General features: G+C 71.9%; 16 protein-coding genes. 10 read left to right on the forward strand and 6 right to left on the reverse strand.

Going from position 1 to position 16,496, the window contains the following annotated elements; genetic code table 11:
- Positions 1-30: 30 nt before the first annotated feature.
- Both AB0I32_RS22580 and AB0I32_RS22585 read right to left on the reverse strand, forming a co-directional pair.
- Positions 31-666, reverse strand: a complete 636-nt coding sequence (locus tag AB0I32_RS22580) for an N-acetyltransferase family protein (protein ID WP_357510132.1) — start codon at positions 664-666, stop codon at positions 31-33.
- A 76-nt stretch (positions 667-742) separates the two neighbouring features.
- The gene (locus AB0I32_RS22585) at positions 743-1,294 is read right to left on the reverse strand and encodes an N-acetyltransferase family protein (protein WP_357510134.1); all 552 of its coding nucleotides are present in this window, start codon (positions 1,292-1,294) and stop codon (positions 743-745) included.
- Positions 1,295-1,383: 89 nt separating this feature from the next.
- On the opposite strand from AB0I32_RS22585, the gene AB0I32_RS22590 reads away from it, so the two are divergent.
- The 4 genes from AB0I32_RS22590 (at position 1,384) to AB0I32_RS22605 (ending at position 4,671) form a co-directional block, all read left to right on the forward strand.
- Complete coding sequence (locus AB0I32_RS22590) at positions 1,384-2,772, forward strand: MFS transporter (protein WP_357510136.1); 1,389 nt, start codon at positions 1,384-1,386, stop codon at positions 2,770-2,772.
- Between the two features lie 19 nt (positions 2,773-2,791).
- Entirely contained in the window at positions 2,792-3,634 is an 843-nt protein-coding gene (locus AB0I32_RS22595) for a siderophore-interacting protein (RefSeq protein ID WP_357510138.1), read from the forward strand.
- Positions 3,635-3,721: 87 nt separating this feature from the next.
- Positions 3,722-4,147 (forward strand): VOC family protein, encoded by a 426-nt coding sequence (locus AB0I32_RS22600; protein WP_357510140.1) that lies wholly within the window; start codon positions 3,722-3,724, stop codon positions 4,145-4,147.
- Positions 4,144-4,671: an N-acetyltransferase gene (locus tag AB0I32_RS22605; protein WP_357510142.1), complete on the forward strand. Its 528-nt coding sequence runs from the start codon at positions 4,144-4,146 to the stop codon at positions 4,669-4,671. Before AB0I32_RS22600 ends, AB0I32_RS22605 begins: the two co-directional genes overlap by 4 nt.
- Positions 4,672-4,721: 50 nt before the next feature.
- Here the strand turns inward: AB0I32_RS22605 and AB0I32_RS22610 are convergent, their stop codons facing one another.
- The 3 genes from AB0I32_RS22610 to AB0I32_RS22620 form a co-directional block, all read right to left on the reverse strand.
- Positions 4,722-5,645 carry an NADP-dependent oxidoreductase gene (locus AB0I32_RS22610; protein ID WP_357510143.1) on the reverse strand — a complete coding sequence of 308 codons (924 nt, stop codon included), beginning with the start codon at positions 5,643-5,645 and terminating at the stop codon, positions 4,722-4,724.
- Between the two features lie 74 nt (positions 5,646-5,719).
- Entirely contained in the window at positions 5,720-6,721 is a 1,002-nt protein-coding gene (locus tag AB0I32_RS22615) for a hypothetical protein (protein WP_357510145.1), read from the reverse strand.
- A 90-nt stretch (positions 6,722-6,811) separates the two neighbouring features.
- A complete protein-coding gene (locus tag AB0I32_RS22620) occupies positions 6,812-9,343 on the reverse strand; it encodes an ATP-dependent DNA ligase (protein WP_357510147.1) in 2,532 nt (843 codons plus the stop codon).
- Between the two features lie 126 nt (positions 9,344-9,469).
- Here AB0I32_RS22620 and AB0I32_RS22625 point away from each other — a divergent pair, with 126 nt between their 5' ends.
- Together AB0I32_RS22625 and AB0I32_RS22630 are read left to right on the forward strand one after the other, a co-directional pair.
- Complete coding sequence (locus AB0I32_RS22625) at positions 9,470-9,793, forward strand: glutaredoxin domain-containing protein (protein ID WP_357510149.1); 324 nt, start codon at positions 9,470-9,472, stop codon at positions 9,791-9,793.
- Between the two features lie 57 nt (positions 9,794-9,850).
- Entirely contained in the window at positions 9,851-10,756 is a 906-nt protein-coding gene (locus AB0I32_RS22630) for a Ku protein (protein WP_357510151.1), read from the forward strand.
- 5 nt (positions 10,757-10,761) lie between these two features.
- On the opposite strand, the gene AB0I32_RS22635 is transcribed toward AB0I32_RS22630, so the two are convergent.
- A complete protein-coding gene (locus AB0I32_RS22635) occupies positions 10,762-11,304 on the reverse strand; it encodes a hypothetical protein (protein WP_357510153.1) in 543 nt (180 codons plus the stop codon).
- Between the two features lie 630 nt (positions 11,305-11,934).
- On the opposite strand from AB0I32_RS22635, the gene AB0I32_RS22640 reads away from it, so the two are divergent.
- From AB0I32_RS22640 to AB0I32_RS22655, 4 genes are all read left to right on the forward strand, one after another.
- Entirely contained in the window at positions 11,935-13,614 is a 1,680-nt protein-coding gene (locus AB0I32_RS22640) for a metallophosphoesterase (RefSeq protein ID WP_357510155.1), read from the forward strand.
- A 9-nt stretch (positions 13,615-13,623) separates the two neighbouring features.
- Complete coding sequence (locus tag AB0I32_RS22645) at positions 13,624-14,331, forward strand: metal-dependent transcriptional regulator (protein WP_357510157.1); 708 nt, start codon at positions 13,624-13,626, stop codon at positions 14,329-14,331.
- Positions 14,332-14,411: 80 nt separating this feature from the next.
- Positions 14,412-15,641 (forward strand): MFS transporter, encoded by a 1,230-nt coding sequence (locus tag AB0I32_RS22650; RefSeq protein ID WP_357510159.1) that lies wholly within the window; start codon positions 14,412-14,414, stop codon positions 15,639-15,641.
- A 46-nt stretch (positions 15,642-15,687) separates the two neighbouring features.
- A complete protein-coding gene (locus AB0I32_RS22655) occupies positions 15,688-16,347 on the forward strand; it encodes a vitamin K epoxide reductase family protein (RefSeq protein ID WP_357510161.1) in 660 nt (219 codons plus the stop codon).
- The last annotated feature ends 149 nt before the right edge of the window (positions 16,348-16,496 follow it).

Consider the following 16,496-nt stretch of genomic DNA (forward strand, 5'->3'; position numbering starts at 1 on the left):
GGGCGGGGCTCCAGGCTGAGTTCCGGGCGGTCAGTCGCCGAAGTAGGTGACCAGCTCCTCCGCGGGGTGGGGCCGGAACAGCGGCGTGCGCGTCACCTCGAGCGGTTCCGGCGTGAGCAGCCCCGGCAGCTCCGCGTCGGCCCGGCGGTCCCCGGGGGCCGAGCCGTCGTCGGGCACGAGGTCGCGCTGGAAGAGCACCGCGTCGTGCCACTGGCCGAGCTTCCAGCCGATCTTCTCGAACGAGCCCGCACGGTGGAAGCCCGCCGCCTCGTGCAGCGCGATGGCCGGGTCGTTCGGCAGCACGATGCTCGCGATGGCGCGGTGGTACCCGCGGCGCGCGAGCCGCGCGAGGAGCGCGCCGTAGAGGGTGCTGCCGACGCCCTGCCGCTGGTGGTCGGCGGCGACGTACACGTTGGTCTCGAGCGTCCACCGGAACGTCGGGCGGTCCGCGAACGGCCTGGCGTACGCGAAACCGGCCACGACGCCGTCCGTCTCGAGCACGAGCCAGGTCTCGCGGCCGAAGAACCGCTCGATCCGGCGCGTCATCTCGCGGGAGTCCGGCGGGCTGGTCTCGAAGGTCGCCGCCGAGTCGGCGACGAACGGGGCGTAGATGGCGGCGCAGGCTGCGGCGTCGTCTGGAGTCGCGACGCGGACGATGCTGTCCATGCACGGATCCTGCCGTGAACAGGCCGGACACGATGATCGCAGCGTGGGCTTGACGACCGTGGGCCGAGCGGGTAGATCAGGCGGGATCGCCCGACGGCGGAGCGCCTTCGAGGCCGGGCACCAGGTCCTTCTGCAGCCGCATCACGTCGTGCCACCGGCCGTGCTTCCAGCCGATCTCGCGGAGCGTGCCCACCACCTCGAAGCCCAGCGCGACGTGCAGGCCGAGGCTGGCGTCGTTCGGGAGGGCCAGGCCTGCGACCAGGCGGCGGTACCCGCGTTCGGTGAGCCGCTCGAAGAGGGCCTCGTAGAGCGCCCGGCCCGCGCCGGTCCGACGGCGGCCGGGCTCCAGGTAGACGCTGGTCTCGACCGACCAGCGGTAGGCCTCGCGCGGCGAGTACGGCGCGCCGTAGGCGAAGCCGACGACGTCCCGCCCGCCGGCCGCTGGGTCCGGGACCTGCGCGACGAGCCAGGCGTGGCGGGCCGTGCAGCCGGCGATGCGCCGCGCCATCTCCTCGGTGCTCGGCGGCTCGGACTCGAAGCTGACGTGGGTGTTGCGCACGTAGTGGCCGTAGATGTCCGCGCAGGCCTCCGCGTCGTCGGGTGTGGCGGGTCGGATCGTCAGGTCCATGTCCCGATCGTGCCCGACATCCGGCCGCGTGCGAAGCCGTGTCCGGGCGGCGGGGGTGGATGTCGGTGGCTGGGCATAGCGTGTGGCTCGTGACCACGCTCCAGAGACGGGTGCTCCTCGTCGCCATCCTCGCTTCGTTCGTGTCGTTCCTCGACGGCACGGTGGTGAGCGTCGCGCTGCCCGCGATCGCGGGGGAGCTCGGCGGCGAGGGCATGGAGGACCTGGCCCTGCAGCAGTGGGTGGTCGACGCGTACCTGGTGACGCTCGGCGCGCTGATGCTCGTCGCCGGTTCGGTGTCCGACGTCTACGGGCGACGCCGGGTGCTCGCGGCCGGGCTCGTGGGTTTCGGTGTCGCCTCGGTGCTGTGCGCGATCGCCCCTACCGGCCCCGTCCTCGTCATCGCCCGCGCGCTGCAGGGGGTGGCGGGCGCCCTGCTGGTCCCGAGCTCGCTGGCCCTGATCGTCGCGACGTTCGGTGGCGAGGCGCAGGCCCGTGCGATCGGCCGGTGGACGTCGTGGACGACAGCGGCCATGATCGTCGGCCCGTTCGTCGGCGGCATGCTCGTCGACCTCGCGTCCTGGCGCTGGGTGTTCTGGATCAACGTGCCGGTCATCGCCGTGACGCTCTGGCTGCTGCGCGGGGTGCCCGCGGGGGAGGGCGAGCCCGGCCGGCGGGTGGACGTCCCGGGGGCCGCGCTGGCCGCGTTCGGGCTCGCGGGCGTGGTCTTCGGGCTCATCGAGGGGGAGCGGCTCGGGTGGACCTCTCCGGTCATCCTGGTGTCCGTCCTCGCGGGTGCGGTGATGCTGGTGTCGTTCGTGCTCTACCAGCGGCGGGCCGCTGACCCGATGCTGCCGCTGCGCCTGTTCGAGGCGCGCAACTTCGCGTGGGGGAACCTCGCGACCTTCGCGATCTACGGCGCGCTCTCGCTGGGCGGCTTCGTGCTCACGCTGTTCCTGCAGCAGGTCGCCGGATACTCCGCGACGTGGTCCGGGGTGGCCCAGCTGCCGACCACGCTCGCGATGATCCTGCTGTCCGCCTGGTTCGGCACGCTCGCCGGCCGGTACGGGCCGCGGCTGTTCATGACGCTGGGCCCGATCGTCGCGGCGGCAGGGTTCCTCCTGATGCTCTCGATGGACGAGACCGCGTTCTACCCGACCCAGGTGCTGCCCGGCCAGCTCGTGTTCGGCCTCGGCCTCTCGATCACGGTGGCGCCCCTGACGGCGGCCATCCTCGGCGCCGTCCCGGCCCACGACGCCGGCATCGGCTCCGCGGTGAACAACGCGGTCTCGCGGGTCGCCGGGCTGCTCACCGTGGCGTTCGCGGGCATCATCACCGGCGGCGTGCTCGACGTCGCCTCCTTCCACCGGGCGCTCCTGGTGACCGCGGCTCTGCTCGTGATCGGCGGGCTGCTGTCCCTGGCGGGGATCCGGAACGCACGTGGGGTAGATCCGAACCAGACACTGGTCAAACCGACTTAGGTGTGCCTAACCTCAGCGCATGGCATTTAAGGGGCGCAAAGCGGTCGATCCGCACGTCGTGATGGCTGAGGTCGTCAACACCAAGCGGGTCACGCCGAACATGATGCGGGTGACGCTCGGCGGTGGCGACCTCGCCCACTTCACGCCGGCGGGCTACGACCAGTGGTTCCGCCTCTTCCTGCCGCGCGCGGGACAGGACATGCTGCGCCTGCCCAAGCGCACCTCGGGGCTCTGGTACGCGGAGTACCTCACCACCCCGAAGGCTCAGCGCCCGTGGGTGCGGAACTACACCGTGCGCGCCGCGCGGCCTGACCTGAACGAGATCGACGTCGACTTCGTGCTGCACGCCGCGGACGACGAGACCCCGGGCGACGCCGAGCACGCCTCGGGTCCGGGGGCCGGCTTCGCCCAGGCCGCCGACCGGGGGATGCGCGTCGGCATCCTCGACCAGGGCATCACCTTCGACGCGAGCCACCCGCACGGCTGGACGCTCCTGGTGACCGACGAGTCCGGTCTGCCCGCCGTCGCGGGCATCTGCGAGTCGCTTCCCGACGACACCCGCGGCACCGCCGTCATCGAGGTCCCGACGGCCGGGGACAAGCAGGAGTTCCGGGCGCCGTCCGGCGTCGAGATCCGGTGGGTGGTGCGGTCCGACGCCCACGCCGTCCCGGGCCGGGCCGCGCTCGCGGAGCTGCACGAGCTCGAGCCGGCCGGGCCGGCCGCCGACGTGTACGCGTTCACGGTCGGCGAGTCGTCGCTGGCGACCGGCGCGCGGCGGCACCTGGTCAACGAGCGCGGTGTGCCCAAGGCGCAGGTGGACTTCGTCGGCTACTGGCGGCACGGCCGGTCCTCCCCGGGCTGAGCGACCGGGTTGCGCCGTGAGCCGCGGGCGCAGTGCGGGGCGCGGAAAAGGGTTGGTGAGGCGGGATGGGTGTGCCAGGGTCCCGGCGTGACTTCCTTCATCTCGCATCTGACCGTGGACTGTTCCGACGCCTACTCGCTGTCCCAGTGGTGGAAACCGGTGCTCGGGTACGAGGACGTGCCCGGCGACCCGAACCTGCCGGGCCACGACGAGTGCATGATCGTCGACCCCGCAGGCAAGGGGGTGCCCGTCCTGTTCATCGAGGTGCCGGAGGGCAAGTCGGTCAAGAACCGGATCCACCTCGACCTGCGCCCCAGGGCGGGCCTCCGGGACACCGAGATCGAACGGCTCATCGCGCACGGCGCCACGGTTTTCGGCGACCACCGCGGGAAGTACGGCCCCGGCACAGGCTGGGTGACCCTCGCCGATCCCGAGGGCAACGAGTTCTGCGTCCTCCGCTCCGAGGCCGAGGCCGAGGCTCAGCCGGCGCCGACAGAGGCGGCCGACGCATGAGCGCCTGGGAGATCCGGCCCGAGCGGCCCGAGGACTTCCCGGCGATCCGGAAGGTGCTGGTAGCGGCCTTCGGCGAGGACCGGGTCGCCGACGGCGTGGACCGGGTCCGTGAGTCCTGGATCTACCGGCCGGCGCTCGCGCTGGTCGCGGTGTCCGGCGGCGAGGTCGTCGGCCACGTCATGATCGACGGCTGCACGGTCACGAACGGCGCCGGCGAGCGCACGGTAGCGATGCTCACACCGCTCGCCGTCAGCCCCGAGCACCAGCGCCGCGGCATCGGTGCCGCCCTGGTGCGGGCCGCCCTCGCCGGCGCGGAGGCCGCGGGCGACCCGTACGTCGTGCTCGAGGGCAGCCCGAAGTACTACGGCGCGCTCGGCTTCCTCCCGGCCCGCGACCACGGGATCACCATGCGCCTGCCGGACTGGGCCCCGCCCGAGGCGGCCCAGGTCTACCTGCTGCCCGGCTACGACGCGGAAGACCCCGGGCTGCGGGGTGTCATCGGCTATCCGCCGGTGTTCGACTGATCTCCGACCGCCCGCACCCGGCTGGTCCTCCCGCCGGCCCGCGCCCGGCGTCAGACCCGGACGACCACCTTGCCGCGCGTGTGGCCCGTCTCGCTGGCCCGGTGCGCGTCCGCGGCGTCCGCCAGGTCGAAGACCTGCGCGATCTCCACGGTCAGCTTGCCGGCGTCGAAGAGCGCGGTGAGGGCGTCGAGGCCCGCTACGGACGGGCGCACCCAGACGTAGTGCCCGCCGTGCTCGGTACGCGCGGTGGGGTCGGCGATCGACGCGATCGTGCCGCCGTCGGCCAGGAGCCCGGCGCTCGCTGCCACCGCCCCGCCGCCGACGAAGTCGAGGACGACGTCGACACCATCGGGCGCCACGGCGCGGACCCGGTCGGCGAGACCGTCGCCATAGGTGACGGGCTCGGCGCCGAGCTTGCGCAGGAACTCGTGGTTCGCCTCGCTCGCGGTGCCGATGACGTGCGCGCCCAGCGCCTTGAGGAGCTGCACGGCGAACGCGCCGACGCCGCCGGCAGCGGCGTGCACCAGCACCGTCTGCCCCTCGACGACGCCCGCACGCTGGATCGCCTCGTACGCGGTGAGGCCCGCGAGCGGAACCGCTGCCGCCTCCTCGAAGCTCAGCGACGCGGGCTTGCGGGCCAGCGTGCGCACGGGCGCCGCGACGAGCTCGGCGAACGTGCCGCCCTGCACGGTGTCCTTGCGCACGTAGCCGTACACCTCGTCGCCCACCTGGAACTCGGGGGTGTCCAGGCCCACCTGCTCGACGACTCCGGCGACGTCCCAGCCCGGGACCGCCGGGAACACCGTGTCGATCAGGCCCTCCAGGTAGCCCTGGCGGATCTTCCAGTCGACCGGGTTCACCGACGCGGCCTTCACCCGGACGAGCAGGGTGTCAGGACCGATGTGCGGGTCGGGCTGGTCGGTGAGCTCGAGGACGTCGGCACTGCCGAACTTCGAATACGTGATGGCTCGCATGCCAGCGACAACCCACCCGACGGACGCGGCTATTCCGCGACCGCCGGATGGGCTGGGGTACAGGGTTCGGTCGCTCAGTGCAGCGGCAAGCGCGTCACCCAGTACTCGGTGTCGTCCTCGGGCGTCGTGGTGAACCGGGCGTTCGGCAGGTACAGCGCACCGGCGAAGCGGGCGATGGTGGTGGGCGTGTCGAAGTCGTCGCTGGTGCGGGTCTGCACCACCCGGCCCTTCGACGCCGTCCGGTCGAGCCGCAGCGTCGTCACCTGGTTGCTGGTGTTCTGCGCCACGTAGAGCGTGCGACCGGTCCGGAGCACACCGTCGCCGTTGGTGAGCAGCGCGTCGCCGAGGTCCACCCGGTCGGCGCGCCCGTTGTCCGGGTGGACCCGGAAGAGGCCGCCGGTCGTCGAGTTCACGACGAGCAGGCTCTTGCCGTCGGGCGCTGTGGTGATGCCGTTGGCGTTGAACCCGTCGACCTGCTCCCAGTCGCCGTGCAGGGCCAGCTCGTCGTGCGTGTCCGTGAGCCGGCCGTGCGGCCCGAGGTGCAGCCGGTGGACGACGGCGCGCTGCGAGTCGGTGAAGTACGCGTAGTCCCGGGTCACGACGACGTCGTTCACGAAGCCGCCGCCGAGGTCGTACGTCGCGAGGACCTCGCCCGAGCGTCCGTCGACGACGCGCGCGCCGCCGCCCGGGCCGCCCGCTATGAACAGGCGTCCGCGGGCGTCCACCGTCAGCCCCACCGACGGTGTACCGGGGCCCTGGCTGATCACCTTGCCCTCACCGGTCAGGAGATCGGCGCGGTAGATGTCGCCGTCGGCGAGCGAGCCGAACCAGGCGACCGGGCCTGCCGTCGTGATCCCCTCGGGCTGGAAGCCGTCGGGCAGCTCTATGCGGTCAGGGAGCTCGACCTGGGGAAAGGGGTCGCGCAGGCCGTGGGCCGGCTGCGGCGCGAGCAGCAGTGCGGTGGAGCCGCTGGGGGTGGCTCCGGGTGCGGCGACAGCTGTCGCCGGGACGGCCGCGAGCGTGATCGCGGCAAGGATGGCCGTAGGGGCGGCCAGACGCTTGGGGTAGCTGAACATCCATGTCCTCCGTCCGTCGCGCAACACGGTACGTCCGTAGCCGGCCGAAGAATAGGAATGTGCAGTAAAAGTGTGCCAAGCGGCCCGCCCTCACGCCTGCCCGGGTAGCTCCGCCACCACCTCGTCCGGCGACTTGTCCGGCCGCCAGCCGCGCCACACGGAGTGCCGCATCCGCCGCTCGCCCGACGCGCCGTCGCTGCCCTCCACCCAGTCGGCGTACGTCACCTCGCCCACCAGCCTCGGCGTGACCCAGCGCGCGTCCGACGCGTCCTCCTTCGGCACGCCGGACGCGCCGGGCGTCTTGCGCTCCATCCCCCGGAGCTCGGCGGTGATCTCCCGGCGCTCGCGTTCGGTGAAGCCCGTCCCGACACGGCCGACGTAGCGCAGGCCGTCGCCGTCCGCGCCCTGCTCGGGGACCGCCATGAGCAGTGAACCCATCACCGAGGCGTTCGCCCGGCCCGGACGCCAGCCCACGATGACCACCTCCTGCATGGCACTGTGCTTGAGCTTGAGCCACTCCCGCGAGCGCCGTTCCGCGTAGGTGGAGGTGCGGCGCTTGGCGACCACGCCCTCCAGCCGCAGGGTGCGGGAGGTGCGCATAGCGGCGTCGAGGTCGCCGTCGAACACGGGTGGGAGGTGGATGGGGGCGCGCGGGGTGACGAGGGACTCGAGCAGCTCGCGCCGTTCGGTCCAGGGCTCGCGGGTGACGTCGTCGCCGTCGGCCTCAAGGACGTCGAAGAGCATGAGGTCGACCTGGACGCGGGCCCTGGCGCGTGCGACGTCGGCCTCCTTGCGGAGGTTGGCGCGGTGCTGGAGGCGGCGGAAGTCGGGGCGGCCGTCCCGGTCGAGGGCGACGATCTCGCCGTCGAGCACGACGGGCAGCCGGGACGGGTCGACCTGGCCCGCGAGCGCCGCCAGCTCGGGGAAGGTGACCGTGAGGTCCTGGCCGGAGCGGCTGATGAGGCGCACCGTGTCGGGGTCCTGGACGTGGGCGAGGGTGCGGAACCCGTCCCACTTCATCTCGAACATCCAGTCGTCGGGTTCGGTGAACTCGCCGGGCGCGGCGTTGGTGGCGAGCATGGGCCGCCGCGACCGCTCGCTCTTGCCCGGCGGGGTGCTGGACTTTCCCTTCCGGCCTGTGGGGGAGGACGAGGATCGGGCGCTCGACGGGGCGGGGGAGCCTGGCTGGGACTTCGTCAGGTGGATGAGCCAGTTGTTCTCGGCGTCGCCGTCGCGGCCGCCGGTGCGGATCAGGGCCAGGCGGCGGGCGCCGCGCTCGGCGGAGCGGAGGGTGACGATCACCTCGTCGTCGCGCCACTTCTCGAGCTCGTAGGTGCCCGAGTCCCAGATGGTCACCTCCCCGGCGCCGTACTCGCCGGCCGGGATGGTGCCCTCGAAGGAGCCGTACTCCAGGGGGTGGTCCTCGGTCTGCACGGCGAGGTGGTTCTTGGTGGGGTCGGTGGGCTCGCCGCGGGGGAGTGCCCAGCTGACGAGCACGCCGTCGTGCTCGAGGCGGAAGTCCCAGTGCAGCCGGCGGGCGTGGTGCTCCTGGATGACGAAGGTGGGTGCGTCCGGCCCCTCGGTGGCCGAGCCTGTCCCTTCGGTGGTCGAGCCTGTCGAGACCTCCTCCGGCCCGAACGGCTCCGGCGTCTTCGCGGGGTCCCGCTTGGCCCGGTACGTTCCCAGCTTCTCGAAGGTGGCCAGCCGCTCCGTCGTCGGCTCCAGCGCTGACAGGTGACCCTCGAGGAGGGGCGCGAGGAGGTCGCCGTCGGCCTCGATGCGCGCCACCACCTCCTCGGGCGTGAGCTGGGCCAGGCCGGGGTCCTCCAGCTCGTCCCAGGTGCGGGGCGCGGCGACCCACGGCTGCTCGCGTCCGCGCAGGGAGTAGGGCGCGATGGTGGTCTTGCTGCCGTTGTTCTGGGACCAGTCGACCAGCACCTTGCCCGACCGCAGCTTCTTGCTCATGTCGCTGACGACGAGGTCCGGGTGCTCGGCCTCGAGGTAGCGCGCGAGCTCGTGCGCGACGGCGGAGACGGCGTCGGAGTCGAGGCGCGTGTCCTGCGCCTTGCCCAGGGCCGCGTACAGGTGGATGCCCTTGGAGCCGGACGTGACGGGGTAGGGCTCCAGGCCCATGCCCTGCAGGATCTCGCGCGCCCAGCGGGCTACCTCCGCGCACTCGGCCAGGCCCGCTCCGGGGCCGGGGTCGAGGTCGAGCACGAGGCGGTCGGGGTCCAGGCGCGCGCCCGTGCGGCCGAACTGCCACTGCGGGGTGTGCAGCTCGAGGGTCGCGGTCTGGCCCAGCCATGTGAGGGTCGCGAGGTCGTTGACCAGCACGTAGTCGTTGGAGGAGGTCTTGTGCTGGATCGACCGGCGCTTGACCCAGTCGGGGGTCGACGCGTCGAGGTTCTTCTGGAAGAACATCTGTCCGCCGGTGCCGTCGGGCCAGCGCTTGCGTGTCGCGGGCCGGTTGGCGGCGTGCGGCAGCAGTACCGGCGCGACCTGCGTCAGGTAGTGCAGCACCTCGCCCTTGGTGGTGCCCGACGCCGGGTACATCACCTTGTCGAGGTTGCTCAGACGCAGGCGGTGCCCCTCGACCATGACCGTCTGCTGTGTGGACGCCATCCCACCATCGTGCAGCGAGTCGCGTTCCCTTGCCCAGGAGTCGCGGAGGTGACGAGCAGATGACGTCGTCGAGATCACGTCGCAGGGGGTCGTGACGGCGGCCGTTACTCCGTTAGGCTCCGGCGAGTGATTTCGGACAGCCTTGCGATCGACGTGCTGGCAGCGCCCCGGGCGACTGCCGGCGACACCTCCTCGATCGCCCGACCTCAGCAGCTCACCGTCTACGGCGCCGAGTGGTGCCGCGACTGCCGCCGCAGCAAGGCGGTGCTCGACGTCCGCCGCGTGCAGTACGTCTACGTGGACCTCGTCGCCGACCCCACCCGCGCGGACGAGGCCGAGGCCCTGACCGGGCGAAAGACCATCCCGGTCCTGGTGTTCCCCGACGGCTCGCAGCTCGTGGAGCCCACCAACGCGGAGCTGTGCGCGAAGCTGGACCGCGCGGGCCTCTGACCGTCGGCCCAGACCGAAACCTGGGCATGTGGTGCGCTTGGGGCGCACTATAGAAGGATGAGGGCGATCTGGAAGGGTGCCGTGACCTTCGGCCTCGTCAACGTTCCGGTCAAGCTGTACAGCGCGACCGAGGACCACGACGTCCCGCTGCATCAGGTACACGACGCCGACGGTGGACGTATCCGGTACAAGCGTGTGTGCGAGATCGACGGTGAGGTGGTGCCGTACGAGCACATCGACCGCGCTTACGACGACGGTGAGCGCACGGTGGTGCTCACCAAGAAGGACCTCGCCGATCTCCCGGCCGAACGGGACCGCGAGATCTCGGTGGTGGAGTTCGTGCCCAGCGAGCAGATCGACCCGATCATGCTCGACAGGACGTACTACCTCGAGCCCGACTCCAAGTCCACGAAGGCGTACGTGCTGCTGCGCCGCACGCTGGAGGAGACCGACCGCACCGCCGTCGTGAAGTTCGCGCTCCGTCAGCGCACCAGGCTGGCAGCGTTGCGCGTGCGCGACGAGGTGCTCGTGCTGCAGACCCTCCTGTGGGCCGACGAGATCCGCGAGGCCGCGTTCCCGGCCCTCGACGAGCCGGCGAAGGTCTCCGAGAAGGAGCTCACGATGTCGGCACAGCTCGTCAGCAGCTTCGAGGCGGACTTCACGCCCGAGGACTACGAGGACGAGTACCAGGTACAGCTGCGCAAGCTCGTCGAGGCCAAGCTCGAGTCGGGCGAGTCCGTCGACACGGCGGCGACGTTCGGCGAGGCGGCCGAGGGGGACGGCGAGGGCGCGGAGGTGGTCGACCTCATGGAGGCGCTCAAGCGCAGCGTCGCGGAATCGAAGTCGAAGTCGAAGTCCGGTTCACGATCTACCTCCACCACGGCCTCGAAGACGGCCTCGAAGACGGCCTCGAAGACGGCCTCGAAGACGAGGTCGAGGTCGAAGTCCCAGAAGGCCGGCTGACCGGGTCAGCCGCGCAGCCGCTCCGCCAGTCCGCGCTCGCCGGCCCGCATCACGTGGGCGTGGGCCCAGGCGAGCGGTGCGGGGCCGATCCGTGCGGCGATCCGGAACCATGCGGGGATCGGGGACACCAGCCAGAGGAGCTGGACCTCGGTCGAGCCTTCGTTGGTCGACTCTCTGCTGGTCGACCCTCTGCTGGTCGAGCTAGTCGAGACCCCGGAACCGTTCCCGACGGCGCGCACCGTCACGTCGGCACTCCCCACGAGGTCGCCGGACACGTCGAGCAGCGCGCGACCCGGCTCGCCGTCCGACGGTGCCGCCGTCTGCCTCAGATCGAGCCGAAACTGTAGCGAGTACCCGAGCGGGCTCCGAACCCGCAGGTCAGCCCATGTCCCGGCCCCAGCCAGCCGGTCCGGCCCGACGACGGGTCCGGTCGCCGCGGCGGTGAGCCCCGGCCACCAGTCGGGCCAGGTGAACCGCGGGTCGGCCAGCACCGACCAGACCCGTGCCACAGGTGCGGCCGGCCGCCAGACGGACTCGAGCGTGAACACCGCGCCATCGTGCCGTCCGTCCCCGGCAGACCGGTCACCGACCCGCCGAACCGCAAGCTGATCGTGGAGGCCGCCGCCGACCGCCACCGGAATCGGCCGAACTCGGCCGAACTCGGCCGAACCGCAAGTTGCCGGTCGATGCCGCCTTCGGGTGCCGCCGAACCGCAAGCTGATCGTCAGGTTGGATGCCGAACCGCAAGCTGATCGTCAGGTTGGATGCCCGAACCGCAAGCTGATCGTCAGGTTGGATGCCGAACCGCAGGTTCTGAGTCGATATGGGTGCCCAGTGACTCGTCCGCATCGGTTCGGCGCCCGGGAACACCATCAAGTTTCGGTTCGGCGCTGGGACACGGCTCGATTGGCGAGCAACTTGCGGTTCGGCGCCGCAGTCCGCCCGGCGCCTCCGCCACCGACCCACCGACCCGCCGGACCCACCGACCCGCCGGACCCACCGACCCGCCGGACCCACCGACCCGCCGGACCCACCGACCCGCCGGACCCACCGACCCGCCGCAGCCACCGACCCGCCGCAGCCACCGACCCGCCGGAGACACCGACCCGCCGGAGACACTGGACAGCGGTTCACCAGGCAAGCCGCGGGTGGACGCACCCCATGACAAGGTAGAGCCGATGAGTCGTACCAAACCGCCCCTCTGGCTGCGCTGGACCCTGACCGGCGTAGCCGCAGCCCTGGTGGCCCTCATGTTCGGGATCACCACCGCGCAGGCAGACCTGAGCCTCGGCCCGCACGAGGCCACGTACTCGGTCACAGCGGACGACAGACTGGTCGCGGACCTCGGTCCGCTCGGCACCGTCGTCACCGACTCCCCGCTGCCGCTCACGCTCGGCGTGCGGATCACCGTGCACGAGATCCCCGCCGACCTCTCCGCGGTGGACACCGCCAGCTTCGACGCGCTCGTGGGCGACCTCGACGGGTATCTCCAGTTCTTCGACAGCCCGCAGCAGACGGTGCGGACCGTCACGTGGGCGCTGGTCTGGGACGCGCTCCGTGGCGCGGGCGTGGCGGCAGTGGTGCTGGTCGCCGCCGGGTTCGGCCTGCGGGCCCTGCTCGGGCCTGCCCGACGCCGGGAGCTCGGCCGGACGCTCGCACCGCGCACCGGGAAGATCACCGGCGGGGTGCTCGTCGCGGTGCTCGTGGCCGCGACCGTCACGGCGAGCGCCGGGCCCCAGGAGCGGGCCGCGCTGCCTGCTTCGCCGGTGTTCGCGGGGACGGCGCTGGAGGGTGCGCGCATCACGGGCCGCCTGGCGGGCGTCATCGACACGTACAGCGGCCAGCTGGTCGAGACATATCAGGCGAACGAGGTGTTCTACGCGGGGGCGCGGGAGCGGCTGAACGAGGCGTGGGACGCGCGGGTCGCGCAGCAGCAGGAGGCGGAGGAGGGCGGTCCGGTACCGACGGGCTCGGCGTCAGCCACTCCGGAGGGAACCGACTACGTGACGTTGCTGCTGGTCTCGGACCTGCACTGCAACACGGGGATGACGCCGTTGATCCGTGATCTGGCCGACCGGCTGGGGCCGGACGTCATGCTGAATGCCGGGGACACGACGATCAACGGTACGAGCGTGGAGTCGGTGTGCGTGGACTCGTTCGCGTCCGCCGTGCCCGACGGGGTCCCGTTCGTGGTCGCGGACGGCAACCACGACTCCCGCCTGACGACCGCGACGGAGCTCGCGAACCGGCAGATCGTGCTGGACGGCGATGTGGTCGAAGTGGAGGGTGTGCGCATCCTCGGCGACCGGGACCCGCTGGAGACGCGGATCGGTGGCGGGACGGTGATGGCGCGTGAGGAGACGCCCCAGGAGGCCGGCGACCGCCTGCGGGACGTGGCGTGCGACGCGGCGGGGGAGCCGGGGCTCGGCGGGTTCACCGCGGAGGACCGTGTCGACCTGCTGCTGGTCCACCAGCCGGCGGTGGGTGACGCGGCGCTGGAGTCGGGCTGCGTGCCGTTCCAGATCTCCGGGCACATGCACAAGCGGATCGGGCCGGACGTCGTGGGGTACGGCGTGCGGTACGTGAACGCCAGCACCGGCGGGGCGACGAAGGGCAACACGTCGGTGGGGCCGCTGCGGGACTCGTCGGAGATGACCGTGCTGCGTTTCGACCCCGAGCGCCGGCACTTCGTGGACTGGCAGCTGGTCGAGGTCACCACCGAGGGGGAGGCGGTGGTGGGCGAGCGGCAGCCGTTCCCGCCAACGGTCCCGCTGCCCGACGAGGTTCCCGGCGACGACGTCGGCGGTGTGCTGTCCGGCATCGGGTCCTCTCCGTCGCCGTCCGCCCAGGACAACTAGGCTTGGCGCGTGGAGATCACAACCGACCCGGCCGAGCTGACGCCCGTCGCCCAGGACTACCTGAAGGCGGTGTGGTCTGCCCAGGAGTGGTCGGACGAGAAGGTGACCACCAAGCATCTCGCCGACCGGCTGGGTGTGGGCGCCTCCACAGTCTCGGAGACGGTGCGCCGCCTGTCCGGGCAGGGCCTGCTGGAGCACGAGCGGTACGGCGCCATCCGCCTGACCGACGACGGGCGCCGTCTCGCCCTCGTGATGGTGCGCAGGCACCGGCTCCTGGAGACCTTCCTCGTGGACCAGCTCGGTTACGGGTGGGACGAGGTGCACGACGAGGCAGAGGTGCTAGAGCACGCGGTCTCCGACGTCTTCGTCGAACGCATGGCCGCCCGGCTGGGCAACCCGTCGCGCGATCCCCACGGCGACCCGATCCCGGCGGCCGACGGCACGGTGGTGCGGCCCTCCGCCGTACCCCTGTCGTCGATGCATGCCGGTGACGCCGGCACGGTGGCCCGCATCTCCGACGCCGACCCCGAGGCGTTGCGCTATCTCGCAGAGCTCGGCCTGGACCTGGACATGCGGGTCGAGGTCACGACGCGACGGGAGTTCGCCGGCACGGTAGCCGTGTCGTGGCAGGCGGCCGGCGAGCCGGCCGGTGCGTCCGAGCGGGTGGCCGATCTCGGCCTGCTGGCGGCTTCCCGCGTGTGGGTCACGCAGGAGTAGTCTCCTCTCCGTTCCCCCTCTTGCTCGTCGCCGGTGTCGCCGACGGTCCCCCGAATCGATACGACACTCCTGGAGACCCCATGGCGACCAGCCCCTCCCAGCCTGCTCCCGACGAGACGTCCGGCAAGAGCTCGATGCGCCGCGCGGCGCCCGCGCTCGTCGCGCTGGCCGTCGGCGGCTTCACCATCGGTACCACCGAGTTCGCGGCGATGGGCCTGCTGCCCGACGTCGGCGCCGACCTCGGCGCGACCGACCCTCAGGTGGGGCACACCATCACGGCGTACGCGCTCGGCGTCGTCGTCGGGGCGCCACTGCTGACCGTCGCCGCGGCGCGCATGTCGCGCAAGCGCCTGCTGCTCGTGCTGATGGGCGCCTACACGCTCGCGAACGTGCTGTCCGCTGCGGCACCGGACATCGGCTGGCTCGTCGTCGGCCGGTTCCTCGCGGGCCTCCCGCACGGCGCCTTCTTCGGCGTCGGTGCGGCGGTGGGCGCCGCCGTCGCGGGGCCCGCCCAGCGGGGCCGTGCCGTCGCGACCATGATGACGGGCCTGACCATCGCGAACATCGTCGGCGTCCCGCTGTCCACCTGGGTCGGCCAGACCTTCGGGTGGCGCACGTCCTACGTGCTGATCGGTGCGCTCGGCATCGCGACCCTGCTCGGGCTGTGGCGTCTCGTTCCGGCCGCCGCCGGGGGGCCCGGGCGTTCGGTGCGCACCGAGCTGGCGACGCTGCGGAACGTGCCCCTGTGGTTCGCGTTCGTGACGGGCGCCATCGGCTTCGGCGGCATGTTCGCGGTCTACACCTACGTGGCTCCCACGATGACCGGCGTGACCGGCCTGCCCGGCGGGGCAGTGCCCTGGGTGCTCGCGCTGTTCGGCGTCGGGATGACCGTCGGCATGCAGATCGGCGGCCGGCTGGCCGACCGAGGTGTGCTGCGTGCAGTAGTGATCGGCTTCGCGACGACCGCCGCCTCGCTGGTGCTGTTCGCCCTGACCGGTGGCTGGGTGGTACCCGCACTGGCCTCGCTGTTCCTGCTCGGTGTGACGTCGCAGATCCTGGGCCTCGCGTTCCAGACCCGGCTCATGGACCTGTCGCCCGGCGCACCGTCGCTCGGCGCGGCCCTGTGCCACGCCGGGCTCAACGTGGCCAACGGCGCCGGAGCGTTCCTCGGCGGCGTCGTGATCGACGCGGGCTGGGGCTACCTCGCCCCGGCCTGGGCCGGGGCAGTGGTCACGGTTCTCGGGCTCGCCCTGATCCTGGCGTTCGGGCGGCAGCGGGTCGTCCACCAGCCGGCGGAGACAGTTCAGTGACCTTGATTTCAGCAATGTCCCAGACTTGGCCGGTAGCGTTAGCCGCGTGACCGATACCGGGGCGACCACGACGTCGTCGGACAGTGCGATCAGCGACCAGAACGACGTTGCCGTACCAGGCCCTGCGCCGCTCAGCGGGCGGGCCCTCGGGCTGCTGCTGGTGGTGCTCGGCGGCATCGGGTTCGCCGGCTCGATGTGGCTGGCGATCGAGAAGTACCTGGCGTTCGTCGAGCCGGAGCGGACGGCGTCGTGCACCATCAACCTGTTCGTCACGTGCACAGCCGCCATGGACTCGTGGCAGGGCGCGCTGCTCGGCTTCCCGAACCCCTACCTGGGTCTGGCGGCGTTCCCCGTCGTCATCACCACGGGTGTCGTGGTGCTGGTCGGCGCGCGACTGCCCCGCTGGTACTGGGTGTCGCTGCTCGTCGGGACCCTGGTGGGCCAGGCGCTCGTGTTCTTCCTGATGGCGACCAGCTTCTACGTCATCGTCGCGCTGTGCCCGGCCTGCATGATCGTGTGGACCATCATGTGGCCGCTGCTCTGGTTCCAGCTGGTGCGGGGGGTGCAGTCCGGTGACCTCCCCGTCGGCGCCGGCCTGCGGGACGCGATAGTCGGCAACCGCGGCATCATCCTGGTGATCGGCTATGTGGCGGCCGTGGCGTGGCTGATGCTCGCTGTGGGCGGGCCGTTGGTCGACTCGTTCTGACGGCTGTCCTCCAGGGAAACAGGTACCACGCCGGGTGTGTTGCTGTGCGTAGACCGCTGTTGCTCGAGAACCAGAACGTGAAGTCGGTGTCGATGGTCGTGGTCAGCAGCGGCACCCTCGGCACGGCCAGCGGCAGCTGGGCGCCGCGC

The sequence above is a fragment of the Promicromonospora sp. NPDC050249 genome, from assembly GCF_040656015.1.
GTDB lineage: Bacteria > Actinomycetota > Actinomycetes > Actinomycetales > Cellulomonadaceae > Promicromonospora.